This window comes from Pseudomonas sp. SCB32, assembly GCF_009189165.1.
GTDB lineage: Bacteria > Pseudomonadota > Gammaproteobacteria > Pseudomonadales > Pseudomonadaceae > Pseudomonas.
Genome location: NZ_CP045118.1, coordinates 4,166,549 through 4,191,922 on the forward strand (window position 1 = coordinate 4,166,549; position 25,374 = coordinate 4,191,922).

The window sequence follows — 25,374 nt, forward strand, 5'->3', positions numbered from 1 at the left end:
TGTAGCAAACTTTAATCCGGACTACCAGACGCGTTCGGACTATTCAGTCACGGCTGCGGCGCAATGGGGAAGAACTCGCCCGAACTCCACACTCCCAGCCATTCCTGCCCATCGATTTCGCGACTGACGGCCAGCTCGACCAACTGGTAGAACACGTTGCGATGGATCAGCGCCTCCAGGTTGACCCGCACCAGCACATAGGGCGACGGCTCCTGGGTCTGCGGGTCGAGCTCCACGCGAATCGGATGCGCGGCATCGGCCACCACTTCATCCTCGACATTGGTGGTGAAGCGCAGCACCTGCTGCTCCCCCTCGCCCTCTACAACCAGGCTGATTGCGACGAACGGCGCGTCATCGACGGTGATTCCGCACTTCTCCACCGGCGTGACCAGGAAATAGTCGTCGCCATCGCGGCGGATGATGGTGGAGAACAGCCGTACCATCGGCTTGCGCCCGATTGGCGTCCCCAGGTAATACCAGGTGCCATCGCGGGCGATGCGCATGTCGATGTCACCGCAGCAGTCCGGGTTCCACAGGTGCACCGGCGGCAGCCCCTTGTCCTTGGTGGCAGGGATCTGCGCCAGCAGGTTGCCGGCCTTTGCGGGATCGGTCATTGGAACTCCTCGTGCGTTTTCACCCCCAGCAGGCTGCGGGCATAATCTTCCAGCGGCGGCCCGATCAAGTCATCGGGGCTGGCATCAAAGAATGTCAGAAAACCGCCGCGGCTGCGGATGGTGGCACTGTCCACCAGATAACGGTTGGCGGTTTCGATCAGCATCACCTGAATCACGCTGCGGTCGCGTCCGATGGCATTGTCGGTGTCTTCATACTGCTCGTAGCTGCCGGCATTGTCTTCACCGTACGCGAAGCGGGTATAGAGCAGATAGTTGGCCCCCACCGCGCGCGCCTCCTGCATCGCGCCCTCCAGCCCCAGCGGCCCCTGGGCACGCCGTACCATCGGGAAATACTCGACGAAGCCCTTGAACGCTTCCTCCGCCACCACGTTCGGCCGCGCGTAGGGATGGCCTGGCGGCACGAAGGGGCCCTGGGCGATGAAGATGAAGGAATCGGACTGCAGGCGCCAGTTCCCCGTACGACGTGTCTGACTGTGATCGAGGAAGCCGGCATCGCCCGCGTAGTAGCCGGTACGTTCAGCCATGTCGCTGGGCGTCATGCAACCTGCCAGGGCCGCAAAGACGAGGGTCAACATCAGGTAGCGCATGCAAAGTCTCCAGGGCCGGCGACGTAAAACCGGCATTTGGACAAGCAATGCAGCTTCCGAGCCATCACAGGCCGCGCTGCCATTCCTGGCGCAAATGCGCGTGCTGCGGCTGTTCGATGGCTTGGCGAACCTGAGCCAGCATACGGGCCTTGTCCGCCCCCAGAACGCCCTTGAGGACCAGGTAGTTGGAGGCGTGATCGCTGCGGAATACGGTGTCGCGCAGCTCAAGGGCACTCAACAGACGCTCGACTTCGGCAAACAGCTCGGCTTGCGACAGCGGCTGGAAATCCGGGAAGCCCGCGCGGAAACGCTCTTCGCCGACCGGGAAGCTCACCACCAGGGTGGAGAGAAACTCCGGCTGCGCCTCGTTCATCAGGCGCGCCGAGTTGTCGGCATGCTGCATGCTCAGCGTGCTGCCGCCCAACCCGTTGAGGATCATCACCGAGCGCTTGATCCCCGCCTCGCCCAGCTTCTGCAGGGCATCCAGCGTGGACGCATAGGTCTCGCCCTTGCTCACCCGCGCCAGCACTTCGTCGTCACCCGACTCGGCGCCGACATAGGCCATGCGCAGGCCGGCATCGGCCAGCTCCTTCAGCTCCTCCACCGACTTCTTGCGCAGGTTACGCGGCAGGCAGTAACTGGAGACGCGATCCACCTCGGGCATATGCTCGCGGATCGCACGCAGGATGTTGAGCAGACGCCGCGTCGGCAGCACAAGCGCATCGCCGTCGGCCAGGAACACCCGCTGGACGATCAGGCGCTCACCGCAACGGCGAATCTCATCCAGCACTTCGGCCTCGTCGCGGGCGCGGAATTTCTTCTGCGGCTGGGTGTACATCTCGCAGAACCCACACTGGTTCCAGGAGCAACCGTTGGTCACCGGCAGGATCAGCGAGTGCGCCTCGCTCGGCGGCCGGAACACCGGCTCGACATAGGAAATAGGGAATTCGTTGGGCATCTGGGCAAATCGGGCAGTTAAGGCGGCCTCAGCCACCGATGATCTTCATGATGGTAACGCCGCCGGAGAAGGCGACTTCCTGTTTGTCCGCGAGCGCGCGCACCAGCAGGCGCTGGAGTGCCGGCAGGGCCTGGTGGCGGGGCTTGTCGAGGAGATCGCCGACGTAATGGCGGTTGCTCGACGACAGACAGCCATGCAGCCAGCCGGTGGACGACAGACGCAGGCGCGAGCAGGTACGGCAGAACGGCACGCTTTCGTTGGCGATCACGCCGAAGAAGCCCTGCCCCGGCACTTCATAGCGCAGCGCGGTGGCATCCACGGGCGCGTTGGCCTGGATATAGGGATGGCGTTCGCCGATCAGCTCCAGCAGCTCCTGCATACCGATGAACTGCTGGTTGAACGCGTTCGGATCGCGGGCCAGGTGTCCCATGCGCATCAGTTCGATGAAGCGCAGTTCGAAGCCATGCTCCAGGCAGTATTCCAGCAGCGGCAGAACCTGATCCAGATTCTGGCCACGCAGCGGCACCATGTTGAGCTTGATCTTCAGGCCCGCCGCGCGGGCCTCGTCGAGCCCCTTGAGCACGGTCGCCAGATCACCGCCACGGGCAATGCGACGGAAGGCGTCGGCATCCAGGGTATCGAGGGAAACGTTGAGGCGACGGATACCGCAATCCAGCAGCAGCGGCAGCTTCTTCGAGAGCAGTTGGCCGTTGGTGGTGATAGCGATGTCCTGCAGGCCGAGGCGACTCACGCCATGCAGGAAGGCGTCCAGCTTGGGGCTGACCAGCGGCTCGCCACCGGTCACTCGCAGGCGCTCGATGCCGGCGGCTTCGATCAGGTAGGCGACGCCGCGGACCAGGGACTCGGCCGACAGCTCGTCCTGTGCGGCGACCAGACGCTTGCCGTCCGGCACGCAGTAGGTGCAGGCGTAATTGCACGCGGCGGTCAGGCTGACCCGCAGGTTGCGGAAGCGCCTGCCCTGGCGGTCGACGATCATGCTCGGCTCCGGTGGGGATTACCCATTCAGTATATCCCCACCCTCACCCGCCGCCCTGTCGCATGAGCGACCGTGGGCCACGTGAATATCGACTCAGGCGGCCGGCGTATCGCCGTCGCGCTTGCGCTTGTTGCCCATGCGCACACCGATGTCCATGAGGAACTGGAAGAAGCCTTCCTGATCCTCCAGCACTTCGCGCCAGAACGGCGAGTGGTACAGCGCCACGGCGCCGTGCACCAGCGCCCAGGCCGCGCAGTAGTGGAAGTAGGCCGGCACGTCTTCCAGCTTGCCCGCTGCGATGCGCTCCTTGATGAGCTGGCTCAGGCGCTCGAAGTTGGACTCGCGGATCTTGTGCAGCTCCTCGACCATCTCCGGGACCTGGCTGGTCTTCACCACCTTCTCTTCCAGGCGGTCGAACAGGCGATAGCGCTGCGGGTCACGCATGCGGAACTCGAAGTAGGCGCGCGAGAGGCGCTCCTTGTCCCGAGCCACATCTTCGGAGTGGAACAGCGCCGCCAGGTCACGCTCATAGTCCAGCATCAGGCGCAGGTAGATCTCCGCCTTGGACTTGAAGTGCTTGTAGATGGTGCCTTTGCCGATACCCACGGCATCGGCGATCATTTCGACCGTGACACTGTCTTCGCCCTGCTCCAGGAAGAGCTTGAGGGCGGTGTCGAGGATTTCCTGTTCGCGTCGACGGAATTCGCGAACCTTGCGCGGCTCTTTCTGCATAAAAAGACTGTTCGGTCAAAAATAGTCAAAATTCGAAGCCGCGTATTATGCCTATTCAGCGCCAAATTGCACGGATCATCCGACATGATTAGCTTCTCCCATGAATTTCCCCAACAGTCCGGCCTGCGCTACCTGAATCACGCAGCTGTAGCGCCCTGGCCCAAGCGTGCGGCTGACGCCGTGGCCGCCTTCGCCCAGGAGAACATCCTGCTCGGCGCCCGCGACTACCCGCAGTGGCTGACCATAGAGAAGCGCCTGCGCGAGCGTCTGGCGCGCCTGCTCAACGCCCAGACCACCGGCGATATCGCCCTGGTGAAGAACACCTCCGAGGCGCTCTCGTTCGTCGCCTTCGGCCTCGACTGGCGCGCGGGTGATCAGGTGGTGATCAGCGACCAGGAGTTCCCCTCCAACCGGGTTGTCTGGGAAGCCCTCAAACCCAAGGGCGTCGAAGTCATCCAGGTCAGCCTGAACGGCAGCGACCCGGAGGGCGATCTGCTCGCCGCCTGCGGCCCGCGTACGCGCCTGCTGTCGATCAGTGCGGTGCAGTACGCCAGCGGGCTGCGCATGGACCTGGAGCGCCTGGGCGCGGGCTGCCGCCAGCGCGGCGTGCTGTATTGCATCGATGCCATCCAGCAACTGGGCGCCCTGCCCTTCGATGTCCAGGCCTACGACTGCGCCTTCGCCATGGCCGACGGACACAAGTGGATGCTCGGCCCGGAAGGCCTGGGCGTATTCTATTGCCGCGCCGCCGAACGGGAACAACTGGCGCTGCAGGAGTACGGCTGGCATATGCTGGAAAACGCAGGCAACTACGACTCGGCCGACTGGCAACCGGCGCGCAGCGCGCGGCGCTTCGAGTGCGGCAGCCCGAACATGCTCGGGGCGGTGGCACTGGACGCCAGCCTGGGCCTGCTCGAAGAGGTCGGCATGCAACACGTGGGCGCCCTGGTTGCGGAGCGCGTGCAGCAGCTGCAGGACGGGCTGGCACGGATTTCCACCGCGACCCTGCACAGCCCGCTCAATCCGGCACGCCGCGCGGGCATCCTGACCTTCAGCCTGGCCGGCTGGGACAACACGCAGTTGCTGGAGCGCCTGCGCGCGGAACAGGTGGTGTGCATCCAGCGGGGCGCCGGCATTCGCTTCTCGCCGCACTTCTACACGACGGAGAACGTGATCGAGGAAACCCTAGCATTGATCGCCGGAATGGCGCAGGAATGAGCCTGGGTGCTCAGCCCGCTGTGATGTATTCCAAATCCGTTTAAAAAAGCCCCGTCCCTCTGTGGCAGCCGCGTCATCTTGACCAATACTTGTAGATACCGGTGCGCGGCATCTCCCCCCAAGTGCCCCGCCGGTGAAGGTACCGAGGATCGCGTACCTTATTGTTACACTCCTAATGGTCTTGACCCGGATTCATCCCCCAGAACCCGGGTTTTTTTTGTCCGCGTTTTTTGTAAAGGTGCCGCCGCGATCAGGCCGCAAGCGGGAACAGCCGACGGAAGTTGGCGGTGGTCTGCTCGGCCAACGTCTCGAAACTCACGCCGCGCAACACGGCCAGGTACTCGGCCACTTCGCGCACGTATTCCGGCAGGTTCGGCTTGCCACGGTACGGCACCGGGGCGAGGTACGGCGAATCGGTTTCCACCAGCAGGCGGTCGGCCGGCACCTGGCGCGCCACTTCGCGCAGCTGCTCGGCATTGCGGAAGGTGACGATGCCCGACAGCGAGATGTAGAAGCCGATATCCAGCGCCGCCTTGGCCATCTCCCAGTCCTCGGTGAAGCAGTGCAGTACGCCAGCCTGCGGCAGCGCCGCCTCGCGCAGCAGCGCCAGGGTATCGGCACGCGCTTCGCGGGTATGCACGATGACCGGCTTGCCGGTGACCTTCGCCGCTTCCAGGTGCAGACGGAAGGCTTCCTGCTGAAGCTCGGCGGCTTCAGGCTCATAGTGGTAGTCCAGGCCGGTTTCACCGATGGCGACCACGCGCGGATGGTTCAGCTCGCCCAGCAGCCAGTCCAGCGCCGGCGCACTGCCCGGCTCCAGGTCCAGCGGATGGACACCCACCGAACAATGCACATCGGCGTAGCGGTCAGCCAGGTCCTTGACTGCCTTGGCATTGTCCGCACTGACACCGATGCACAGGAACTGGCTCACGCCGCGCGCGCGAGCGGCGTCCAGCGCGGCATCCAGCGAACCGCCATGGGCAGCGAGATCGAGGCGATCGAGGTGACAGTGGGAATCGACCAGCATGAAAGCATTCTCCGGAAAATGACGAAGCGCCCATTCGGGCGCTTCGTGTTTGCAGCCTGTAGAACCTGCAAATTCTACATGGTATGGGTCGGACGGTCCGACTTCAGCGCACCAGCCAGATAGGTCTCGATCTTGTTGCGCGCGGTGTTGTCGCCGTCGTTGAATTGCACGCCGATGCCCGCCGCACGGTTGCCCTGGGCTCCCTTGGGGGTGATCCAGACCACCTTGCCGGCAACCGGGATCTTCTCCGGCTCATCCATCAGGTTGAGCAACATGAAGACCTCATCGCCCAGCTTGTAGGTCTTGTTGGTCGGGATGAACAGACCACCGTTACGAATGAACGGCATGTAGGCGGCATACAGTACGGACTTGTCCTTGATCGTCAGGGACAGAATTCCGTTCCGCGGACCCAGATTCGGTGGCAAGCTCATTCAGCTGTCCTGGCAGTTGTATCCATGGGCGGATTCTAGCTCGGCCCGGGAAGGCTTGCCCACTGTACGAGCAAGGCTTCGAGAAGCAAGGCACGATTAAGATTGGCTTTGTTCAGAACTTTCTGCCGTTGCGCGAGCAGCCACTCCTGAATCGCCAGCACTTTTTTCTGCGCCGATTTCTCAGCCAGGTACTGCACCACCTTGCGCATGTCGGCCAGGCCGAGGCCGGCTTCGTCACGCGCCAACTGGTAGCGCAGGGTCAGCAGGGCCCAGTCGCAGAACCAGTCGAACAGCAGCGGCAAGGGCAGCGCGTTCCAGCTTTCCGCCAGCTGGCTGGGGGCGACCTGCTGCTTGAGCAGCTTCTTCACCCCATCCACGACCAGCGCGCGCTGCTCACGCACGCCCTGCCCTTGCAGGCGCAATGCGGTGAGCGGGGAGCCGCCGGCGAGTACCAGCAATTCGTCCAGCCCCTCTGCCGACTCTTCCGGCAAGGAGCCGGCCAGCCAGGCGCGACTCTGCTCCACGGTCGGTTGCGGACAGGCCTGCTGTACGCAGCGACTCTTGATGGTCGGCAGCAGCCGGCTGGGCTGGTGGCTGATGAGCAGCAGCACCGTGTCGCCGGACGGCTCCTCCAGGCTTTTCAGGAGGGCGTTGGCGGCGTTCAGGTTCATCGCCTCGGCGGGCTCCAACAGCACCACCTTGCGCCCGCCCAGCTGGGCGGTCTGCACCACGAAACCCACCAGCTCGCGCACCTGATCGACACGGATGGGCTTCTCCGGCTCTTCCGGCTCCAGCAGGAAGAAGTCCGGGTGGGTCCCTGCGGCGAGCAACTGGCAGGCCTTGCACTGGCCGCAGGCCTTGCCGTCCATCGGCCTCTGGCAGAGCAGCAGATGCACCAGGTTCTCGGCCAGCACACGCTTGCCGATACCGGCCGGGCCGTGCAACAGATAGGCGTGGGCATGCTGCCCGCGCCCGCTTAGCTGCTGCCAGAGCCCCTGCTGCCAGGGATAGATATCAGCCATGCAGGCGCTCCAGCAGGACCGGTAGCAGTGCGTCCAGGCTGCGCTGCACCTCGACCAGCGGCTGAGCGGCGTCGACGATGTGGTAGCGCGCAGGCTCGGCACGGGCGCGACCCAGATAGGTGCTGCGCACCGCCTCGAAGAAGCCGCGTCCTTCCTGCTCGAAGCGGTCCAACCGGCCACGGGCCGCCGCGCGGGACAGGCCGATTTCCACCGGCAAGTCGAAGACCAGGGTCAGGTCCGGGCGCAGGTCGCCCTGGACGAAGCTTTCCAACTGCGCGATACGCTCCACCGGCAGCCCACGGCCGCCGCCCTGATAGGCATAGGTGGCATCGGTGAAGCGATCACAGAGCACCACGGCGCCACGCCCCAGGGCCGGGCGGATCACCTCGGCGATGTGTTGGGCGCGGGCGGCGAAGACCAGCAGCAGCTCGGTGTCCACCGCCATCTTCTCATCGCTGGGCGCCAGCAGCAGTTCACGGATGCGCTCTGCCAGCGGGGTGCCACCGGGTTCGCGGGTCAGCTGGACCTCGATGCCGCGCTCGCGCAGGCGCTCGGCCAGGTACTCGCGATTGGTGCTCTTGCCCGCGCCTTCGGGGCCTTCCAGGGTGATGAACAGGCCGGTCACTCGGCTCTCCTTGATTGCTTGTCGGGCTACTGCGCCACCGGGGCATTGCCGGCCGGGGCGCTCGGCGCCGGACTGGAACGGTAGTCGGCGCGGCGCTTGAGCTGGAATTCCTGGACCGCCTTGTTGTGATCGTCGAGGTTGTCGGAGAAGGCATGGCTGCCATCGCCGCGCGCAACGAAGTACAGGCTTTGTCCCGGCACCGGGTTGAGCGCCGCATGAATGGCCTCGCGCCCCGGCAAGGCGATCGGCGTCGGCGGCAAGCCGGCGATCACATAGGTGTTGTAGGGGGTCGCCTCGCGCAGGTCGGCGCGGGTGATCTTGCCGGCGTAGCGCTCGCCCAGGCCGTAGATGACGGTCGGGTCGGTCTGCAGCAGCATGTTCTTCTCGAGGCGACGCACGAAGACCCCGGCGATCTGCCCGCGCTCCTGCGGCACGCCGGTCTCCTTCTCCACCAGGGAAGCCATGATCAGCGCCTGGTAGGAGTCCTTGTACGGCAGGTCCGACTCACGCTTGTCCCACTCCTCGGCAAGGATGTTGTCCATGCGCTGGTAGGCCTGCTTCAGCAGATCAATGTCCTTGGTGCCACGGACGTAGCGGTAGGTATCCGGGAAGAAGCGCCCCTCGGGGAAGACGCCCGGCTTGCCCAGCCTGGCCATGACATCGGTATCGCTGAGCCCGGCCAGGGTCTGGCCGAGCTTGGGCTGGCGGGCAAGCAGCTCGCGCACCTGATGGAAGGTCCAGCCTTCGACCAGGGTCAGGCCGTACTGCACTACGTCGCCATCGCGCCACTGGTCGAGCAGTTCGGCAGCGGTCATGCCCGGCTTGAGGCGGTATTCGCCGCTGTGCAGCGCCTCGCCGGCCAGGTTGAAGCGCCAGTAAAGACGCAGCCAGAACGCGCCATGCAGCACGTCCTCGTCCTGCAGTCGGGCCAGCAGTCCGCCCGGCGTTGCCCCGGAAGGCGCATCGAGCAGTCGCTCTTCGGTGAGCTGCAGTGGCTGCTGCAGCGCGCGGTGCTGCTCCCAGGCCGCCAGTCCCAGCACGAGCCCAACCAACAGCAGGCCGCCTTCCAGCAGCACCAGCAATTTGCGCATCACGTGTCAGGAATCCAGAAGTTCGCGAAGTTGGCCCTGCAGTTTACGGGTCAGCGGCCCAACCGGCCAAGCGTGGCCAGCAAAGCCACGCACCGGCCAGATACCGTAGAGGCTGTTGCAGAGAAAGACCTCGTCGGCCTGCGCCAGTTCGGCAAAGTCGATGTCCCGGACGATGACCGGTAGCCCGAGGTCACGGGCACGCTCGATCACCTCGGCGCGCATCACGCCAGCGACGCCGCAACGGCTGAGGTCGGCGGTGATCAGTTCGCCACCATGAACCAGGAACAGATTGCTGAACACGCCTTCGACGATCCGCCCGGATACATCGCGCATCAGGCCTTCGGCAAAGGTCGGATCATCCCACTCGGCGCGGGCCAGTACCTGCTCCAGGCGATTGAGGTGCTTGAGGCCGGCCAGCAATGGCTGCTCGGCCAGGCGCGTGGCACAGGAGAAGAGTTGTACGCCCTCGTCCTGGTGCTTTATCGGATAAGCCGGTGCCGGAGAGCCGAGCAGCAGGCGACGCACCTGGGCGTCCGCCTGTGGCGCGTAGCCACGCAGGCCTTCGCCACGGGTCAGCATCAGCTTGGCGACACCATCGCCCAATGCCGTACTGAAGCGCAGCAGCTCGTCTTCAACCCGATCCAGCGAGACCGGCAGGGACAGGCGCTGCACGCCCTCCTCGAGTCTCGCCAGGTGGCGTGCCAGCAGGCGCGGGCGGCCTGCCGACACGCGAATGGTTTCGAACAGGCCGTCGCCATAGGCCAGCCCGCGATCTCTCACGGACAGGACCTCGGCGCAACGGCCGTCGACCCAGCTCAGCATCAGCCGTGGAACCGGCGGAACACCAGGGAACCGTTGGTGCCACCAAAACCGAAGGAGTTCGACAGTGCGATCTCGATCGGACGCTCCTTGGGCTGGTGCGCCACCAGGTCCAGGTCGCAGCCCTCATCGGGGTTGTCCAGGTTGATGGTCGGCGGCGCCACCTGATCGCGCAGGGCGAGCACGCAGAAGATCGCCTCGACTGCGCCGGCGGCACCCAGCAGGTGACCGGTCATGGACTTGGTGGAGCTCATCGAGAGCCGGTAGGCATGCTCGCCGAAGATCGACTTCACCGCGGCGATTTCCGCGATATCGCCGGCCGGCGTGGAGGTGCCATGGGCGTTGATGTAGTCGACCTGCTCCGGGTTCAGGCCGGCGTCACGCAGCGCCGCCTTCATGCAGCGCGCGGCGCCCGCGCCGCTTTCCGGCGGAGCGGTCATGTGGTAGGCGTCACCGCTCATACCGAAACCGACGACCTCGGCATAGATACGCGCGCCACGAGCCTTGGCATGCTCCAGCTCTTCCAGCACCAGGGAGCCGGCGCCATCGGAGAGCACGAAGCCGTCACGGTCCTTGTCCCACGGGCGGCTGGCCTTGGCTGGCTCGTCGTTGCGGGTGGACAGCGCACGGGCCGCGCCGAAGCCGCCCAGTCCAAGCCCACAGGCTGCCATTTCGGAGCCACCGGCGACCATCACGTCAGCGTCGCCATAGGCGATGTTGCGCGCGGCCATGCCGATATTGTGGGTGCCGGTGGTGCAGGCGGTGGTGATGGCGTAATTGGGGCCCTGCAGACCGAGGTTGATCGACAGGAATCCGGAAACCATGTTGATGACCGAGCCGGGCACGAAGAACGGCGAGATGCGCCGCGGGCCCTGCTCGAACAGTGAACGGCAGGTATTTTCGATGTTGGTCAGACCGCCGATGCCCGAACCGATGGCAACGCCGATGCGTTCGCGGTTGGCGTCGGTGACTTCCAGGCCGGAGTCGCGCATCGCCTGGTAGCTAGCGGCCAGGCCGTACTGGATGAACAGGTCGAGTTTGCGAGCTTCCTTGGCGGACATGTACTGCTCGACGTCGAACCCCTTCACCGAACCGCCAAAGCGGGTGGAGAAGGCGGACAGGTCCATGTGTTCGATCGGGGCGATACCGCTGCGCCCGGCGAGAATGCCTTCCCAACTGCTCGGCACATCCACACCCAGGGGCGACAACATACCCATGCCGGTGATGACTACGCGTCTACGCGACACTGTGACTTCCTCTCATACGTTTCACGGCAATAACGCCGGCTGATGCCGGCGTTAAAGAAAAGCCGCACGCCTTTGCAGGCCGTGCGGCTTCTTTCGTCGGGGAACCGACGACTACGTCTTATGCCTGGTGGGCAACGATGTAGTCGATGGCTTCCTGAACGGTGGTGATCTTTTCGGCTTGCTCGTCGGGGATTTCGGTCTCGAATTCCTCTTCCAGAGCCATCACCAGCTCAACGGTGTCAAGGGAGTCGGCGCCCAGGTCTTCAACGAAGGAAGCGCTGTTGGTGACTTCTTCTTCCTTAACGCCGAGTTGCTCAGCAACGATCTTCTTGACGCGTTCTTCGATGGTGCTCATACCTTGTTTTCACTCCTATGGACAATCCGTACAGCTGGGCTGCGGGTAAGTGTATAGAAAGGGTTTTCTGCATTTCAAGCTGAACGCTGACGCCCCTTCGCGGCTAACCCAGATGCTCTGCCTAATCCCGAATGCAGTGCATTGGGAATTTTAGACAGCGCATATGACATCGCCGCGAAGGAACACGTCACATCAACTCATGTACATTCCGCCATTCACCGGTACCGTGGCACCCGTAACGTAAGCTGCGCCCTCGGAAGCGAGGAATGCTACCACTTTGGCGATCTCTTCTGCTTGCCCAAGTCGACCCAGCGGAATCTGACCGAGCAGTGCTTCACGCTGCGCTTCGGGCAGCTCACGGGTCATGTCGGTGTCGATGAAGCCCGGAGCGACCGCGTTGACAGTGATAGCACGGGAACCGACTTCGCGCGCCAGAGCGCGGGTAAAGCCTTCCAGGCCGGCCTTGGCAGCAGCGTAGTTGGTCTGCCCGGCGTTGCCCATGGCGCCAACCACCGAGCCAATGTTGATGATGCGACCCCAGCGTGCCTTGGTCATGCCACGCAGGACGGCTTTCGACAGACGGTAGAGGCTGTTGAGGTTGGTGTTGACCACATCGAACCACTCGTCGTCTTTCATGCGCATCAGCAGGTTATCGCGAGTGATGCCAGCGTTATTGACGACGATAGCCGGAGCGCCGGCCTCTTTCTGAATGGCTTCCAGGGTGCTGGTTACGGACTCGTCATTGGAGACGTCCAGCACCATGCCCGAACCCTGAATGCCATTGGCCTTGAGGTATTCGGAAATCTTCTGCGCACCGGACTCGCTGGTGGCGGTGCCGATCACGGTGGCGCCCATACGACCCAGCTCCAGGGCGATGGCCTGGCCGATACCGCGGCTCGCGCCGGTAACCAGTGCAACCTTACCTTGCAGACTCATGCTCTATCTCCTGTTAAACCAGCGCCGCGCGTGCCGCCCCGAAGGCGTCCGCGGAATCCAGGTTGTGGGTGGTCACGCCCTTGGCGCAACGCTTGTTCAAACCAGCCAGCACCTTGCCCGGGCCACACTCGACCAGGTCGGTGACACCCTTCTCAGCCAGCAGCTGAACGCTCTCGACCCAGCGGACCGGGCTGTACAGCTGCGCCAACAGGTCGCGCTTGAGCGCGGCCAGATCAGCCGGCACCTGGGCGGTAACGTTCTGCACCAGGGCGATCTGCGGCATTTGCCACTGAACGGCTTCGACAGCTTCAGCAAAACGCTCGGCAGCCGGGCGCATCAGCGCGCAGTGCGACGGCACGCTGACCGGCAGCGCGACAGCGCGCTTGGCGCCACGGGCCTTGCACGCTTCGATGGCACGCTCGACAGCCTTGGCTGCACCGGCGATCACCACCTGGCCGGGCGCGTTGAAGTTCACAGCACTGACTACTTCACCCTGAGCCGCTTCGGCGCAGGCAGCGAGCACATCTGCGTCTTCCAGACCGAGAATGGCGGCCATGCCACCAGTACCAGCCGGTACGGCTTCCTGCATCAGTTGACCACGACGCTCGACCAGCTTCACCGCATCGGCGAAGGCCAGGCTCCCAGCGGCGACCAGCGCGGAATACTCACCCAGGCTGTGGCCAGCGACGTAGGCTGGCTGCACGCCGCCTTCGGCCTGCCACAGACGCCACAGGGCGATGGAGGCAGTGAGGATGGCGGGCTGGGTCTTGTCGGTCTGGTTCAGGCGCTCTTCCGGACCTTCCTGCACCAGGGCCCAGAGGTCATAACCCAGGGCGGCGGAAGCTTCGGCAAAGGTGTCGCGCACGACGGCGTGCTGAGCGCCCAGCTCGGCGAGCATGCCGAGGGACTGCGAACCTTGACCGGGGAATACGAAGGCGAGGGATGCGGACATTGCAACAGTTCCCTTTTTGTCTGTTTCGTCAAATGGATATCGCCGGCGGAAGCCTGGCGTATTGAACTGACAGTTGGATGACGGTCTGGCGACCGCGGTCACACATTAGAGCAGATGTTCCAGCCGGCCATGCAGCCGTTGAGGCAGATTCTCACGAACTTCGAGGAGCGCCCGACGCAACGCACTCTGGATCCCCTCCTCTCTAGCACTGCCATGACTCTTCACCACGATGCCCTGCAAGCCCAGGAAACTCGCACCATTGTGCTGAGACGGCGTGAGATCGGCACGCAATCGACGCAGGAACGGCATGGCCATCAGCCCCACCGCCTTCGCCGGCAGACTGGAACGGAACAACGCCTCAAGGCGAGAGGCGACCATCGCCGCCAAGCCCTCGCTAGACTTGAGCAGGATATTACCGACGAAGCCGTCGCACACCACCACGTCCGCCAACCCGCGATACAGGCCGTCACCCTCGATGTAGCCGATGTAATTCACGCCCCGCGCCTGCTGCAGAAGACTGGCCGCCAGCTTCACCTGCTGGTTGCCCTTGATATCCTCGGTGCCGACGTTCAGCAACGCCACCCTGGGATTCTGCTTGCCCAGCGTCTCCGCGGCGACAGCACCCATGACGGCGAACTGGTACAGATGCTCGGCACTGCAATCGACGTTGGCCCCCAGGTCGAGCAGATGACAGTGACCGCCCTGTGTCGGCACGGCAGTGACCATCGCCGGACGATCGATGCCGGGCAGTGTCTTCAACAGGTAACGGGACAGCGCCATCAGCGCACCGGTATTGCCGGCACTGACGCAGGCATGAGCCTTGCCATCCCGAACCAGCTCGAGGGCAACACGCATGGAGGAATCGGGTTTGCCACGCAACGCCTGGGACGGACGCTCGTCCATCGTGACGACTTCGCTGGCATGGTGAACGTGAAGACGCTGCCGCTCGACCGGGGAAAGGCCGCTCAGGTGTTCTTCGATCAGGGGAGCCTGGCCGACAAGGACCAGTTGAAGAGAGGCATACTCGGCCAGAAAAGAAATGCAGGCCGGAACAATGCAGTGGGGACCGTAGTCCCCACCCATTGCATCAATCGCGATGATTGGTGCGGACAAGGATTACTCGTCAGAGCCCTTGTCTACGACCTTACGGCCGCGATAGAAACCGTCCGGGGAGACGTGGTGACGCAGGTGAACTTCACCGGTGCTCTTTTCTACGGACAGAGCGTTCGCGTCCAGGGCATCGTGGGAACGACGCATGTCACGAGCGGAACGGGATTTTTTGTTCTGCTGAACAGCCATGATTGATTAACTCCTAAACGTTTGGGTCACGCTTCAACTGCGCCAGTACGCTGAACGGATTGGGCCGCTCTTCGACGTTCTCGCTCGGTTCGGGCGCTGTAGCGTATCCCACCGGCTGCTGGCAATCCTCAGGGTCATGGACCGGCACGATGGGCAAGGCGAGCAGCAACTCGTCCTCGGCCAGCGAGGTCAGGTCGATGGGGTCATCCCCCACTTCCAGCGCATCGTAGCCATTGGGCAGATCATCGATCGACTTGCCTTCCGGGATGATGACGTAATCGTACTCACCACCCACATGGAAGTTGGCCGCTTCGAGACAGCGCTGGCATACCATGCTCACCTCGGCGTCGAGTTCGACGTGCATGACCGCCAGTTTCTGCTCATCACGGAAGAAGGAAAACTTCGCGTGAATCTTGCCGTCACTGCTGGCCAGTTGCTCGTTGAGACGTGGCATCCTGGCGATCGGCAGCTCACCTTCGAGGGTGGCGGCGCGCTCTACCAATTTGCGCGGATCAACGTGAGGTGGTATCGGTCCATTCAACATAAGCGCGCCATTATAGGGATGCACCCGAAGCTGTCAAAGGAAATTAGCCATAAACCGCTGTATGGACAGCCCTTTTCGCTAGAATCGCCGCGACGCTCCGAAGGAATTATCCATGCTACCCCTGATCCTTGCATCCAGCTCACCCTACCGCCGCGAATTGTTGCAGCGGCTGCGCCTGCCGTTCGAATGCGCAAGCCCCGACATCGACGAAAACCCGCTCCCCGGCGAAAGCGCCGAGCAACTGGTTCAGCGCCTGGCGGAAAGCAAAGCGCGCGCCCTGAGCCAGCACTACCCCAGCCACCTGATCATCGGCTCCGACCAGGCCGCGGTGAACGGCAGCCGGATTCTCGGCAAATCCTACGATATCGAGCGCGCCACCGAGCAACTGAAGGCCGCCAGCGGCAAGAGCGTCAGCTTCCTCACCGGCCTCTGCCTGCTGAACAGCCTGAGCGACCGCAGCCAGGTCGATTGTGTGCCCTTCACCGTGCACTTCCGCGATCTCGACGAAGCGCGCATCCGCCGCTACCTGGAAGCTGAGCAACCCTTCGACTGCGCTGGCAGCTTCAAGGCCGAAGGCCTGGGAGTCAGCCTGTTCCGCTCCACCGAAGGCGAAGACGCCACCAGCCTGATCGGCCTGCCATTGATCCGCCTGGTGGACATGTTGCTGGCCGAACAAGTAGCCATCCCTTGAAACAGAAAGCCTGAAACGAAAGACCTGAAACGCAGAAGGCCCGGCAATCGCCGGGCCTTCCTTTATATAGAGAGGGATCAGCGCAACGCCGGCCCCTGCCAGCCCATCCACAGCGCCAGGCGCTCGGCAACGCTGGTACCCAGTTTCTTGGCGAAGCGGTCGAAGGGCGTTTCCTGGACGGTATAGTCCACCACTTCCTTCTCCTTGATGATCTCGCGCGCCACGTAGCTGGTACTGCCCAGACCGTCGATCAGACCCAACTGCAGCGCCTGCTCGCCGGACCAGATCAGACCGGAGAACAGCTCGGGATGATCCTTGTCCTTCAGGCGATCGCCACGCCCCTTCTTCACACTGTCGATGAACTGCTTGTGCGTGGTATCCAGCACCTGCTGCCAGAACGCCGTTTCATCCAGCTTCTGCGGCTGGAACGGATCGAGGAACGCCTTGTGCTCGCCCGAAGTGTAGACACGACGATCCACACCCAGCTTCTCCATGGTGCCGACGAAACCGAAAGTCGCCGCCGTCACACCGATGGACCCCACCAGACTGGCCTTGTCGGCGTATATCTGGTCGGCAGCACTGGCAATGTAATAGGCACCGGAGGCGCCGAGATCACTGATCACGGCATAGACCTTGATATCCGGATGCTCGCCACGCAGGCGCTTGATTTCATCGTAGATATAGCCGGACTGCACCGGACTGCCGCCAGGACTGTTGATGCGCAGGACGATACCCTTGGTACCAGCATCCTCGAACGCCGCACGCAGCGCACCAACGACATTGTCGGCACTGGCCGGCTCGTCGTCGGCGATCATGCCCTTCACCTCGATCATCGCCGTATGGCTCGCACTGCGCGAAGCGGACTTGGACAGCCCGCCAAACGGGCTGAACAGCACCAGGGCGACGAACAGATAAAGGAAGGTCAGCAACTTGAAGAAGATGCCCCAGCGGCGCGAACGGCGCTGCTCCTGAACCCCGGCCAGCACCGCCTTCTCCAGCAGCTTCCAGCTCTTGTCGTCACCCGCCGCGGCTTGCGCAGCCTTGCCTTCTTCAGATTTCCATTCATCCGACATCGTTGCCTACCTCGAGCACCGGCTTCACCGCACGCCCGGCCAACCAGGCGCGCAATTCATTGAAATGTCCCACTTCCAGCGCCGGAGCATACTCTCTCAGAGTCTCCAGCGACTGCGCACCATAGCCCACCGCCACCGAATCCATGCCCGCCCGGCGCGCCATATCCAGATCGAAGGGCGAATCCCCCACCATCAGCGCATCGCGCGCATCCACCCGGCAATGTTCGAGAATCTCACGCAGCATGCGCGGATCAGGCTTGCTTGCCGACTCGTCGGCAGCGCGGGTGATATCGAAGAAATCGGTCCAGCCCTGCCCCGCCAGCACGCGATCCAGCCCCCGGCGATTCTTGCCGGTGGCGACCGCCAACTGGTAACCCGCACGGCGAAACTCGACCATCGCCTCGGCAACACCAGGAAACAGCGGCGACGGCTGCACTTCGAGGCTCAGATAGTGCTCGCCGTAGTCGCGGCGGAAGCGGTCCAGCGACTCGCCCTCTTCTATTTCCGGATAGAGCGTCTGAATAGCCTCGGGCAGACCGAGACCGATGATGCCCTTGATCGCCTCGTCACTGCGCTCCGGCAGCCCGGAGTTGAGCGCCGCAACGCGCATCGACTCGACGATGCGGCCGATGGAGTCCACCAGCGTGCCGTCCCAATCGAAGATCAGCAGGGAATACTCACGCATCCAGGCGCTCCACGGTGCGCTGCCAGACCTCATCGACCGGCGCTTCCAGCTCCAGCACCGAACCATCCGGCATCGGCACGCGCAGGAACGCGGAATGCAGGAACAGGCGCTTGCCGCCCAGCTCGCGGATCTCGCGGGAGAAATCCTCGTCGCCGTACTTGGGGTCACCGGCAATGGAATGACCAGCATGCTTGGCATGCACGCGAATCTGATGGGTACGCCCGGTGATCGGGCGCGCCTCCACCAGGGTGGCGAAGTCACCGAAGCGGCGCAGCACCTTGAACTCGGTCAGCGCTTCTTTGCCTTCGGGATTCACTTCCACCACGCGCTCGCCGGAACGCAGGTTGTTCTTCAGCAGCGGCACGGCAATCTGCTTCTTCGCCGCCGGCCAGTTGCCACGCACCAGGGCGTGGTAGCGCTTGTCCACCATCCGCTCGCCGCGCAGGGCGCCGTGCAGGTGACGGAGCATGCTGCGCTTCTTGGCGATCATCAGCAGCCCGGACGTATCACGATCCAGGCGATGCACCAACTCCAGATCCTTGCACTCCGGACGCAACTGGCGGAAAGCCTCGATGACACCGTAGTTCAGCCCGCTACCGCCGTGCACGGCGATACCGGTGGGCTTGTTCACCACGATCAGCGCCTTGTCTTCGAAGACGATGGAAGCCTCCAGGCGCTCCAGCAGCCCCTGAGCCAGCGGCACGGGCTCGTCGCGCTCGGCGAGGCGCAGCGGTGGCACGCGCACCACGTCGCCAGCCTGCAGCTTGTACTCGGGCTTGATGCGGCCTTTATTGACCCGCACCTCACCCTTGCGAAGGATGCGGTAGATCAGGGTCTTGGGCACGCCCTTTAGCTGGGTGCGGAGGAAATTGTCGATGCGTTGGCCGGCATACTCCGGCGCGACTTCAAGCAGCTGGACGCCGGAAGTCGGAGGGGCAGGATTCGTCATCCCGACATGATAACAATTTTTCATTCAATTGAAGCACTTAATCATTGCTGCTATATTCGGGAGGCCGCCAAAAGTGGCCAGGCCCGCGGATGATCGCGTAATCGCCGTCCCCAACCGCCTGCAAACACATTGAACGGACACGAGGCAGTCCCCGGAAGCGTTGCAACGGCATGAGCGATTCGCCCGCCGACAGCGCCTCGAAACCCAGGCCTTCAGACATGACCACGGCAACCAAGGTAGCCGTGATAAAAGCCAACCCCGCTCCCGGATTCAGCGAGCGGCACCCGGCTCTTAGGGAAATGTGCAGGGCGGAGATGCACAACTGTCGGATTGCGTTGCTTTCATGCCTTGAACGTAGACGCCTATATCGTCCGCATCTGACAGTCGATTCCTCCTCCTGATGAGTGCTTGTTCTTACTCGACAAGCAGGAAACGTAGTCGCGGCACAGCAGATTTATCCTGCTGCCGCTGGACACGGGAACGGTCCGCTGTTCCTGAGTACGTGCCTTAGCACCGACCGTGAGAGTCGTGTGTGCCGATCGCCGTTTCCGGTGGCCCCGGAAACCATTGGTACTACATGAAAAGAATGCTGATTAACGCAACTCAACCCGAAGAGTTGCGTGTAGCGCTGGTAGACGGCCAACGTCTGTTCGACCTGGACATCGAGTCCGGCGCGCGCGAACAGAAGAAAGCCAACATCTATAAAGGGCGCATCACCCGCATCGAACCCAGCCTCGAAGCCGCGTTCGTCGACTTCGGCGCCGAGCGCCACGGCTTCCTCCCCCTCAAAGAAATCTCCCGCGAATACTTCAAGAAAAGCCCTGAAGGCCGCATCAACATCAAGGATGTGCTCAGCGAAGGCCAGGAAGTCATCGTCCAGGTCGAGAAAGAGGAGCGCGGTAACAAGGGCGCAGCCCTGACCACCTTCATCAGCCTCGCCGGCCGTTACCTGGTGCTGATGCCGAACAACCCGCGCGCTGGCGGCATCTCCCGTCGTATCGAAGGCGAAGAGCGCAATGAACTGCGCGAAGCCCTGAACGGTCTGAACGTTCCTGGCGACATGGGCCTGATCGTCCGCACCGCGGGCCTCGGCCGCAGCTCCGAAGAGCTGCAGTGGGACCTCGACTACCTGCTGCAACTGTGGGGCGCCATCAAGGAAGCCTCCGGCGAGCGCAGCGGCCCGTTCCTGATCTATCAGGAAAGTAACGTCATCATCCGCGCCATCCGCGACTACCTGCGCCAGGACATCGGTGAAGTGCTGATCGACAGCATCGACGCCCAGGAAGAAGCCCTGAACTTCATCCGCCAGGTCATGCCGCAGTACGCGAGCAAGGTGAAGCTGTACCAGGACAGCGTTCCGCTGTTCAATCGCTTCCAGATCGAGAGCCAGATCGAAACCGCCTTCCAGCGTGAAGTGAAGCTGCCGTCGGGCGGCTCCATCGTCATCGACCCGACCGAAGCCCTGGTTTCCATCGACATCAACTCGGCGCGCGCCACCAAAGGCGGCGACATCGAGGAAACCGCGCTGCAGACCAACCTGGAAGCAGCCGAAGAGATCGCCCGCCAGCTGCGCCTGCGCGACATCGGCGGCCTGATCGTCATCGACTTCATCGACATGACCCCGGCGAAGAACCAGCGCGCCGTGGAAGAACGTGTGCGCGAAGCCCTGGAGGCCGACCGCGCCCGCGTCCAGGTCGGCCGCATCTCGCGCTTCGGCCTGCTGGAAATGTCCCGTCAGCGCCTGCGTCCGTCCCTGGGCGAGACCAGCGGCATCGTCTGCCCGCGCTGCAACGGCCAAGGCATCATCCGCGACGTCGAATCCCTGTCGCTGGCGATCCTGCGCCTGATCGAGGAAGAGGCCCTGAAGGACCGCACCGCCGAAGTTCGTGCGCGCGTGCCGTTCCAGGTTGCCGCCTTCCTGCTCAACGAAAAGCGCAACGCCATCACCAAGATCGAACTGCGCACCCGTGCGCGCATCTTCATTCTGCCGGACGATCACCTGGAAACTCCGCACTTCGAAGTGCAGCGCCTGCGTGACGACAGCCCCGAGCTGCTGGTTGGTCAATCCAGCTACGAGATGGCCCACATCGAGCACGAGGAAGTCCAGCCGATCAGTTCCACCCGCACCCTGGTCCGCCAGGAAGCCGCGGTGAAGACCGTTTCCCCGCAGTCCCCTGCCCCGCAGCAGACTGCCGCCGAAGCTGCGCCCGCGCCGGTTGTCGAAGCGCCCAAGCCAATGCCGGAGCCGAGCCTGTTCCAGGGCCTGGTGAAGTCGCTGGTCAGCCTGTTCGCCGGCAGCAAGCCGGAGCAGCCGCAACCTGCCGCCGCCGAGAAGCCGGCTGCAGAGCGCAGCGAAGGCCAGGGCGAGCGCCGCAACGGCCGTCAGCAGAACCGCCGCCGCGATGGCCGCGATGGTGGCCGCCGTGATGACGAGCGCAAAGAGCGTGGCGAGCGTCGCCGCGACGAGCGTGGCGAACGCGCCGAGCGCCCGGCCCGCGAAGAGCGTCAGCCGCGTGAAGAGCGCGCCGAGCGCCAGCCCCGCGAGGAGCGTCAGCCCCGTGAAGAGCGTGCCGAGCGTCAGCCCCGCGAGGAGCGTCAGCCCCGTGAAGAGCGTGCCGAGCGTCAGCCGCGCGAGGAACGCCAGCCGCGTGAAGAGCGTGCCGAGCGTCAGCCCCGCGAGGAGCGTCAGCCCCGCGAAGAGCGCGCCGAACGTCAGCCGCGCGAGGAGCGTCAGCCCCGCGAAGAGCGTGCCGAACGTCAACCGCGTGAAGAGCGCCAGCCCCGCGAAGAGCGTGGCGAGCGTCCGGGCCGCGAAGAGCGCCAGCCGCGTGGTGAGCGCGCCGAGCGCCAGCCGCGTGAAGAGCGTCAGCCGCGCGAGGAACGCCAGGCCAGCGATGCCGCCGCCCTGGAATCCGAAGAGCTGCTGAACGAAGAACTGCTGGAGCAGGACGACCAGGAAGGCGCCGATGGCGAGCGTCCGCGTCGCCGTTCCCGTGGCCAGCGCCGCCGCAGCAACCGCCGCGAGCGTCAGCGTGAAGCGGGTGTCGATGGTGTAGAAGGTGAAGAGGCTGGCGAGCAGACCGAACAGGCTGCTGGCGAAGCGTCGACCACCGCCACCGTGGTTGCCGCTGCAGCTACCGCCGCCGTCGTTGCCGAAGTGGCCGAAGCTGCCACCGAGCAGCAGCCAGCAGCCGAAGCCGCTTCCGAAGCCGCCCAGCCGGTCGAGTCGCACGTGGTCGAGGCCGTGCGCACCGAAAGCGCCCTGGAGCAGACCATCGAGTTCCTGGCCAAGCCCGCCGAACAGGCTGCTGAGCCGGTCGCTGCGGAAGAAGTGCCGGCGCCTGCCGCTGAAACCGTTGCCCAACCGATCGAAGAGCCCAAGGTAGAAGCTCCGGTGGTTGCCGAAGAAGCTCCGGCTACCGCTCCGGCTCCCGCCGAAGACGCTGCCTCGGCAGTTCCGGCCAACGCCACCGGCCGCGCCTCCAACGACCCGCGCGAGCGTCGTCGCCAAGAGCGCCTGGCTCGCGAAGCGGCTGCTGCCGCAGCTGCTGCTCCGCAGGTTGAGCCAGCTCCGGCTGTCGAAGCCGTGGTTGAAGAAGCCGCTGCCGTGGAAGCCGAAGTCGTGGTCGAGCCGGCCGCTGAAGTCACCGCCGAGACCGTCGCGGCCGAAGTGGTGAACGAAGCTGAAGCCATCGAGCAGACCGAGCAATCGGTTGCCGAGCAGGCTGAAGGCGAAAAAGCCGAGAAAGAAGAAGGCAACGTGGTAGAAAAACACCACAGCTGATAGCTTTCTGGCACGAAAAAGGGGATGCATCTGCATCCCCTTTTTTATTGCCCTGCCGGTAAGGCGGCTTGCCTTACCCGTAGGAGCGAGCTTACTCGCGAACAACCCCAAGGCTCCGGAGCCAGGCAATTCGCGAGCAAGCTCGCTCCTACAAAAAGCGCTGACACCGCCCGGCTCATCTGAGCCCACCTCCAGCAGCAGGCACAAAAAAGGGATGCCAAGGCATCCCCTTCTCTCGCATCCGGAGCTATCTCAATAGAGATTCGGCTCCATCTCCAGCTCAACGCCAAAGCGCTGCTGGATGTCCTCACGAATACGCCCTGCCAGCGCATACAGCTGCGTACCGGTAGCCCCGCCGTAGTTGACCAGCACCAGCGCCTGCTGGGCATGCACGCCAGCCGCGCCGTCACGGAAGCCTTTCCAGCCCGCCTTGTCGATCAGCCAGCCAGCCGCCAGTTTCACCAGGCCATCACCTTGCGGATAGGCCACCAGGTCGCTGTAGCGCGTACGCAGCTCGTCCGCCTGCCCTTCAGAAACGACCGGGTTCTTGAAGAAGCTGCCGGCGTTGCCGAGCACTGCCGGGTCGGGCAGCTTTTCGCGGCGGATCGCACAAATCACCCGCGACACATCGGCCGGAGTCGGTACAGTCACGCCCTCCTCCGCCAATCGCTGGCGCACCGGGCCGTAGTCCAGGTGCAATTGCGCCGTACGGCTCAGGGCGAAGCGCACCCGCAGGATCAGCCAGCGGCCCGGCTCGCGCTTGAAGCGGCTGTCGCGGTAGGCGAACGCGCAGTCTTCCAGGCCGAATTCTCGCAGTTCGCCAGTTTCACGATCCAGCGCAGTCAGGCCGGCGAATACGTCCTTGATCTCGACGCCATAGGCGCCGATGTTCTGCATGGGCGCGGCGCCCACGGTGCCGGGGATCAGGCTGAGGTTTTCCAGCCCGCCCAGGCCCTGGGCCAGAGTCCAGCGCACGAAGTCATCCCAGACCTCCCCCGCTTCCGCCTCGACCACCACGCGCGCACCGTCGTCACTGAGGACGCGAATTCCACGGGAAGCCATGCGCAGTACCAGCGCCTCGACGTCACGGCTCAGCAGCAGGTTGCTGCCACCGCCGATCACCATCAGCGGCAGGCCCTTTTCGGCAGCAGCGGCGATACCTGCGCGCACCTCGGCGTCGTCATGGGCCTGGGCGAACCAGCGCGCCGCGACGTCGACACCAAAGGTGTTGTAGGACTTGAGGGACAGGTTTTCTTGCAGTTGCAGCGTCACAGGCGCCTCTTCACTTCCATGAGCAGGCCATCACAGGCCTGCTCCACCAGGTCCAGCACCTGCTCGAAGCCATCCTCGCCGCCGTAGTACGGGTCGGGAACTTCGTCGATTTCCAGCTCATAGCGGCGCAGGAACAGGTCCAGCTCGGCCTTGCCATTACCGGCGCGCAGGTGCTTCAGGTCGCGCAGATTGGCGTGATCCATGGCGAGAATCAGGTCGTAGCGGGAAAAGTCCGCCACGCTGACCTGCCGCGCCCGCAGGCTCGACAGGTCATACCCCCGGCGCAACGCGGCGGCGCGAGTGCGCGCATCCGGCGCCTTGCCCACGTGCCAGTCGCCGGTGCCCGCCGAGTCGATCTCGATCCGCGCCTCAAGCCCCGCTTCGCGGACCTTGTGGCGGAACACACCCTCGGCGGTGGGCGAGCGGCAGATATTGCCCAGGCAGACGAACAGGACCTTCATCAGGCCCCCAGGATGCGCCGTACGCGCTCCAGGTCTTCCGGCGTATCGACGCCAGCCTGCGGCGCTTCCTGGGCGTCAGCTACATGGATGCGCACGCCGTGCCAGAGCGCGCGCAGCTGCTCCAGGCACTCGGTGTCTTCCAGCCAGCACGGGCCCCAGGCCACGAAGTCGCGGAGGAAGCGCGCGCGGTAGGCGTAGATGCCGATGTGGCGGCGATACGGCACGTTGGCCGGCAAGCTTGCGCGGTCCACCGCGAAGGCATCGCGGGCCCACGGCAGCGTGGCGCGGCTGAAGGTCAGCGCCAGGCCGTTCTTGTCGCTGACCACCTTGACGATGTTCGGGTTGAACAGCGCCGCCGGGTCATGGATTTCCTCGCACAGGGTGGCGATACCGGCCTCCGGGTGTGCGGCGAGGTTGGCGGCCACCTGGTCGATGATCGACGGCGGCACCAGCGGCTCGTCGCCCTGCACGTTGACCACGATGGCGTCGTCGGCCAGGCCCAGTGCGTCCGCCACTTCCGCCAGGCGGTCGGTGCCGGAGTTGTGGTCGGCACGGGTCAGCACCACTTCGGCGCCAAAGCTCTGGCAGGCATCGAAAATGCGCTGATCGTCAGTGGCGACTACTACCTGGGTAGTGGAGCTTTTGCCGGCCTGGGCCCAGACGTGCTGGATCATCGGCTTGCCGGCGATGTCCTGCAGCGGCTTGCCGGGCAGACGGGTGGAGGCGTAGCGGGCGGGAATAACGACGGTGTAGGCCTGGCTCATGGAGTTACTTGTCCAGACGTTCGTCGACGTTCAGGGTGCGCGCCTCGCCTTCGAGCATCACAGGGATGCCGTCGCGCACCGGGTAGGCCAGGCCGTCGGTCTTGCAGATCAGCTCGGACTTGTCGTCGGTGAGCTTGAGCGGGCCCTTGCACAGCGGACAGGCGAGGATATCGAGGAGTTTCGGGTCCATGGTGCGTTCCTTGAACATGAATAGAATGCG

The 25,374-nt window shown here is 64.0% G+C and carries 28 protein-coding genes; 3 read left to right on the plus strand and 25 right to left on the minus strand.

The annotated features are described in order from the left end of the window. Nucleotides 1–47: 47 nt before the first annotated feature. The 5 genes from GA645_RS18990 to GA645_RS19010 all read right to left on the minus strand — a co-directional run bounded on the left by GA645_RS18990 (nucleotide 48) and on the right by GA645_RS19010 (nucleotide 3,909). Nucleotides 48–614, minus strand: coding sequence for a DUF1285 domain-containing protein (locus GA645_RS18990; RefSeq protein WP_152224527.1), 567 nt, complete (start codon nucleotides 612–614; stop codon nucleotides 48–50). Next, entirely contained in the window at nucleotides 611–1,222 is a 612-nt protein-coding gene (locus tag GA645_RS18995; protein ID WP_152224528.1) for a DUF4823 domain-containing protein, read from the minus strand. Before GA645_RS18995 ends, GA645_RS18990 begins: the two co-directional genes overlap by 4 nt. Before the next feature lie 64 nt (nucleotides 1,223–1,286). Further along, nucleotides 1,287–2,180, minus strand: coding sequence for a radical SAM protein (locus GA645_RS19000; protein ID WP_152224529.1), 894 nt, complete (start codon nucleotides 2,178–2,180; stop codon nucleotides 1,287–1,289). Between the two features lie 28 nt (nucleotides 2,181–2,208). Further along, entirely contained in the window at nucleotides 2,209–3,177 is a 969-nt protein-coding gene (locus tag GA645_RS19005; protein ID WP_152224530.1) for a GTP 3',8-cyclase MoaA, read from the minus strand. 93 nt (nucleotides 3,178–3,270) lie between these two features. After that, the gene (locus GA645_RS19010; protein ID WP_152224531.1) at nucleotides 3,271–3,909 is read right to left on the minus strand and encodes a TetR/AcrR family transcriptional regulator; all 639 of its coding nucleotides are present in this window, start codon (nucleotides 3,907–3,909) and stop codon (nucleotides 3,271–3,273) included. A gap of 84 nt (nucleotides 3,910–3,993) precedes the next feature. Here GA645_RS19010 and GA645_RS19015 point away from each other — a divergent pair, with 84 nt between their 5' ends. Continuing rightward, the gene (locus GA645_RS19015) at nucleotides 3,994–5,127 is read left to right on the plus strand and encodes an aminotransferase class V-fold PLP-dependent enzyme (protein WP_152224532.1); all 1,134 of its coding nucleotides are present in this window, start codon (nucleotides 3,994–3,996) and stop codon (nucleotides 5,125–5,127) included. A 250-nt stretch (nucleotides 5,128–5,377) separates the two neighbouring features. Here the strand turns inward: GA645_RS19015 and GA645_RS19020 are convergent, their stop codons facing one another. The 13 genes from GA645_RS19020 to GA645_RS19080 form a co-directional block, all read right to left on the minus strand. Beyond that, a complete protein-coding gene (locus tag GA645_RS19020; RefSeq protein ID WP_152224533.1) occupies nucleotides 5,378–6,154 on the minus strand; it encodes a TatD family hydrolase in 777 nt (258 codons plus the stop codon). 74 nt (nucleotides 6,155–6,228) lie between these two features. Beyond that, nucleotides 6,229–6,585: a PilZ domain-containing protein gene (locus GA645_RS19025; protein ID WP_009621447.1), complete on the minus strand. Its 357-nt coding sequence runs from the start codon at nucleotides 6,583–6,585 to the stop codon at nucleotides 6,229–6,231. A 35-nt stretch (nucleotides 6,586–6,620) separates the two neighbouring features. Further along, nucleotides 6,621–7,607 carry a DNA polymerase III subunit delta' gene (locus GA645_RS19030; protein ID WP_152224534.1) on the minus strand — a complete coding sequence of 329 codons (987 nt, stop codon included), beginning with the start codon at nucleotides 7,605–7,607 and terminating at the stop codon, nucleotides 6,621–6,623. Beyond that, a complete protein-coding gene (gene tmk, locus GA645_RS19035) occupies nucleotides 7,600–8,232 on the minus strand; it encodes a dTMP kinase (RefSeq protein WP_152224535.1) in 633 nt (210 codons plus the stop codon). The genes GA645_RS19030 and tmk overlap by 8 nt, the downstream gene beginning before the upstream one ends. Before the next feature lie 26 nt (nucleotides 8,233–8,258). After that, nucleotides 8,259–9,323 (minus strand): endolytic transglycosylase MltG, encoded by a 1,065-nt coding sequence (mltG, locus tag GA645_RS19040; RefSeq protein ID WP_152228203.1) that lies wholly within the window; start codon nucleotides 9,321–9,323, stop codon nucleotides 8,259–8,261. A gap of 6 nt (nucleotides 9,324–9,329) precedes the next feature. Beyond that, nucleotides 9,330–10,145 carry an aminodeoxychorismate lyase gene (gene pabC, locus GA645_RS19045; protein ID WP_152224536.1) on the minus strand — a complete coding sequence of 272 codons (816 nt, stop codon included), beginning with the start codon at nucleotides 10,143–10,145 and terminating at the stop codon, nucleotides 9,330–9,332. After that, nucleotides 10,145–11,389 (minus strand): beta-ketoacyl-ACP synthase II, encoded by a 1,245-nt coding sequence (fabF, locus tag GA645_RS19050; protein ID WP_152224537.1) that lies wholly within the window; start codon nucleotides 11,387–11,389, stop codon nucleotides 10,145–10,147. The genes pabC and fabF overlap by 1 nt, the downstream gene beginning before the upstream one ends. Nucleotides 11,390–11,507: 118 nt before the next feature. Continuing rightward, complete coding sequence (gene acpP, locus GA645_RS19055) at nucleotides 11,508–11,744, minus strand: acyl carrier protein (protein WP_015477931.1); 237 nt, start codon at nucleotides 11,742–11,744, stop codon at nucleotides 11,508–11,510. Nucleotides 11,745–11,936: 192 nt separating this feature from the next. After that, nucleotides 11,937–12,680 (minus strand): 3-oxoacyl-ACP reductase FabG, encoded by a 744-nt coding sequence (gene fabG, locus GA645_RS19060; protein WP_152224538.1) that lies wholly within the window; start codon nucleotides 12,678–12,680, stop codon nucleotides 11,937–11,939. Between the two features lie 13 nt (nucleotides 12,681–12,693). After that, nucleotides 12,694–13,632 carry an ACP S-malonyltransferase gene (fabD, locus tag GA645_RS19065; protein WP_152224539.1) on the minus strand — a complete coding sequence of 313 codons (939 nt, stop codon included), beginning with the start codon at nucleotides 13,630–13,632 and terminating at the stop codon, nucleotides 12,694–12,696. Nucleotides 13,633–13,737: 105 nt separating this feature from the next. Then, nucleotides 13,738–14,745 (minus strand): phosphate acyltransferase PlsX, encoded by a 1,008-nt coding sequence (gene plsX / locus GA645_RS19070; protein WP_152224540.1) that lies wholly within the window; start codon nucleotides 14,743–14,745, stop codon nucleotides 13,738–13,740. A gap of 3 nt (nucleotides 14,746–14,748) precedes the next feature. Further along, entirely contained in the window at nucleotides 14,749–14,931 is a 183-nt protein-coding gene (gene rpmF, locus GA645_RS19075; RefSeq protein ID WP_009621425.1) for a 50S ribosomal protein L32, read from the minus strand. 13 nt (nucleotides 14,932–14,944) lie between these two features. Then, on the minus strand, nucleotides 14,945–15,475 hold the full coding sequence (locus GA645_RS19080; RefSeq protein ID WP_152224541.1) for a YceD family protein: 531 nt from the start codon (nucleotides 15,473–15,475) through the stop codon (nucleotides 14,945–14,947). A 112-nt stretch (nucleotides 15,476–15,587) separates the two neighbouring features. Here GA645_RS19080 and GA645_RS19085 point away from each other — a divergent pair, with 112 nt between their 5' ends. Further along, nucleotides 15,588–16,166, plus strand: coding sequence for a nucleoside triphosphate pyrophosphatase (locus tag GA645_RS19085; RefSeq protein ID WP_152224542.1), 579 nt, complete (start codon nucleotides 15,588–15,590; stop codon nucleotides 16,164–16,166). Between the two features lie 77 nt (nucleotides 16,167–16,243). On the opposite strand, the gene sppA is transcribed toward GA645_RS19085, so the two are convergent. Genes sppA through rluC form a run of 3 tightly spaced genes read right to left on the minus strand, consistent with a single transcriptional unit; the run spans nucleotide 16,244 to nucleotide 18,873 of the window. Further along, nucleotides 16,244–17,239: a signal peptide peptidase SppA gene (gene sppA, locus GA645_RS19090; RefSeq protein WP_152224543.1), complete on the minus strand. Its 996-nt coding sequence runs from the start codon at nucleotides 17,237–17,239 to the stop codon at nucleotides 16,244–16,246. Further along, nucleotides 17,229–17,924 carry an HAD-IA family hydrolase gene (locus tag GA645_RS19095; protein WP_152224544.1) on the minus strand — a complete coding sequence of 232 codons (696 nt, stop codon included), beginning with the start codon at nucleotides 17,922–17,924 and terminating at the stop codon, nucleotides 17,229–17,231. The genes sppA and GA645_RS19095 overlap by 11 nt, the downstream gene beginning before the upstream one ends. Next, the gene (gene rluC, locus GA645_RS19100; protein WP_152224545.1) at nucleotides 17,917–18,873 is read right to left on the minus strand and encodes a 23S rRNA pseudouridine(955/2504/2580) synthase RluC; all 957 of its coding nucleotides are present in this window, start codon (nucleotides 18,871–18,873) and stop codon (nucleotides 17,917–17,919) included. The genes GA645_RS19095 and rluC overlap by 8 nt, the downstream gene beginning before the upstream one ends. A 577-nt stretch (nucleotides 18,874–19,450) precedes the next feature. Between rluC and rne the strand changes: the two genes are divergently transcribed. Next, nucleotides 19,451–22,657, plus strand: a complete 3,207-nt coding sequence (gene rne, locus GA645_RS19110; protein ID WP_152224546.1) for a ribonuclease E — start codon at nucleotides 19,451–19,453, stop codon at nucleotides 22,655–22,657. 252 nt (nucleotides 22,658–22,909) lie between these two features. On the opposite strand, the gene murB is transcribed toward rne, so the two are convergent. Genes murB through GA645_RS19130 form a run of 4 tightly spaced genes read right to left on the minus strand, consistent with a single transcriptional unit; the run spans nucleotide 22,910 to nucleotide 25,344 of the window. Continuing rightward, nucleotides 22,910–23,929: a UDP-N-acetylmuramate dehydrogenase gene (gene murB / locus GA645_RS19115; RefSeq protein ID WP_152224547.1), complete on the minus strand. Its 1,020-nt coding sequence runs from the start codon at nucleotides 23,927–23,929 to the stop codon at nucleotides 22,910–22,912. After that, on the minus strand, nucleotides 23,926–24,390 hold the full coding sequence (locus GA645_RS19120) for a low molecular weight protein-tyrosine-phosphatase (protein WP_152224548.1): 465 nt from the start codon (nucleotides 24,388–24,390) through the stop codon (nucleotides 23,926–23,928). Before GA645_RS19120 ends, murB begins: the two co-directional genes overlap by 4 nt. After that, complete coding sequence (gene kdsB / locus GA645_RS19125) at nucleotides 24,390–25,154, minus strand: 3-deoxy-manno-octulosonate cytidylyltransferase (protein ID WP_152224549.1); 765 nt, start codon at nucleotides 25,152–25,154, stop codon at nucleotides 24,390–24,392. The genes GA645_RS19120 and kdsB overlap by 1 nt, the downstream gene beginning before the upstream one ends. 4 nt (nucleotides 25,155–25,158) lie before the next feature. Beyond that, nucleotides 25,159–25,344 (minus strand): Trm112 family protein, encoded by a 186-nt coding sequence (locus GA645_RS19130; RefSeq protein WP_081519465.1) that lies wholly within the window; start codon nucleotides 25,342–25,344, stop codon nucleotides 25,159–25,161. Between the last annotated feature and the right edge of the window lie 30 nt (nucleotides 25,345–25,374).

Excerpts from the sequence above, each read along its gene's own strand:
- GA645_RS19005 (WP_152224530.1), bottom strand. The coding sequence starts at position 3,177 with ATGATCGTCGACCGCCAGGGCAGGCGCTTCCGCAACCTGCGGGTCAGC.
- GA645_RS19080 (WP_152224541.1), bottom strand. The coding sequence starts at position 15,475 with ATGTTGAATGGACCGATACCACCTCACGTTGATCCGCGCAAATTGGTA.
- GA645_RS19015 (WP_152224532.1), top strand. The coding sequence starts at position 3,994 with ATGATTAGCTTCTCCCATGAATTTCCCCAACAGTCCGGCCTGCGCTAC.
- acpP (WP_015477931.1), bottom strand. The coding sequence starts at position 11,744 with ATGAGCACCATCGAAGAACGCGTCAAGAAGATCGTTGCTGAGCAACTC.
- GA645_RS19010 (WP_152224531.1), bottom strand. The coding sequence starts at position 3,909 with ATGCAGAAAGAGCCGCGCAAGGTTCGCGAATTCCGTCGACGCGAACAG.
- rluC (WP_152224545.1), bottom strand. The coding sequence starts at position 18,873 with ATGACGAATCCTGCCCCTCCGACTTCCGGCGTCCAGCTGCTTGAAGTC.
- GA645_RS18995 (WP_152224528.1), bottom strand. The coding sequence starts at position 1,222 with ATGCGCTACCTGATGTTGACCCTCGTCTTTGCGGCCCTGGCAGGTTGC.
- rpmF (WP_009621425.1), bottom strand. The coding sequence starts at position 14,931 with ATGGCTGTTCAGCAGAACAAAAAATCCCGTTCCGCTCGTGACATGCGT.
- GA645_RS19020 (WP_152224533.1), bottom strand. The coding sequence starts at position 6,154 with ATGCTGGTCGATTCCCACTGTCACCTCGATCGCCTCGATCTCGCTGCC.
- GA645_RS19130 (WP_081519465.1), bottom strand. The coding sequence starts at position 25,344 with ATGGACCCGAAACTCCTCGATATCCTCGCCTGTCCGCTGTGCAAGGGC.
- GA645_RS19030 (WP_152224534.1), bottom strand. The coding sequence starts at position 7,607 with ATGGCTGATATCTATCCCTGGCAGCAGGGGCTCTGGCAGCAGCTAAGC.
- mltG (WP_152228203.1), bottom strand. The coding sequence starts at position 9,323 with ATGCGCAAATTGCTGGTGCTGCTGGAAGGCGGCCTGCTGTTGGTTGGG.
- GA645_RS19000 (WP_152224529.1), bottom strand. The coding sequence starts at position 2,180 with ATGCCCAACGAATTCCCTATTTCCTATGTCGAGCCGGTGTTCCGGCCG.
- fabD (WP_152224539.1), bottom strand. The coding sequence starts at position 13,632 with ATGTCCGCATCCCTCGCCTTCGTATTCCCCGGTCAAGGTTCGCAGTCC.
- GA645_RS19025 (WP_009621447.1), bottom strand. The coding sequence starts at position 6,585 with ATGAGCTTGCCACCGAATCTGGGTCCGCGGAACGGAATTCTGTCCCTG.
- GA645_RS18990 (WP_152224527.1), bottom strand. The coding sequence starts at position 614 with ATGACCGATCCCGCAAAGGCCGGCAACCTGCTGGCGCAGATCCCTGCC.
- GA645_RS19120 (WP_152224548.1), bottom strand. The coding sequence starts at position 24,390 with ATGAAGGTCCTGTTCGTCTGCCTGGGCAATATCTGCCGCTCGCCCACC.
- GA645_RS19085 (WP_152224542.1), top strand. The coding sequence starts at position 15,588 with ATGCTACCCCTGATCCTTGCATCCAGCTCACCCTACCGCCGCGAATTG.
- kdsB (WP_152224549.1), bottom strand. The coding sequence starts at position 25,154 with ATGAGCCAGGCCTACACCGTCGTTATTCCCGCCCGCTACGCCTCCACC.
- pabC (WP_152224536.1), bottom strand. The coding sequence starts at position 10,145 with ATGCTGAGCTGGGTCGACGGCCGTTGCGCCGAGGTCCTGTCCGTGAGA.
- sppA (WP_152224543.1), bottom strand. The coding sequence starts at position 17,239 with ATGTCGGATGAATGGAAATCTGAAGAAGGCAAGGCTGCGCAAGCCGCG.
- rne (WP_152224546.1), top strand. The coding sequence starts at position 19,451 with ATGAAAAGAATGCTGATTAACGCAACTCAACCCGAAGAGTTGCGTGTA.
- GA645_RS19095 (WP_152224544.1), bottom strand. The coding sequence starts at position 17,924 with ATGCGTGAGTATTCCCTGCTGATCTTCGATTGGGACGGCACGCTGGTG.
- fabG (WP_152224538.1), bottom strand. The coding sequence starts at position 12,680 with ATGAGTCTGCAAGGTAAGGTTGCACTGGTTACCGGCGCGAGCCGCGGT.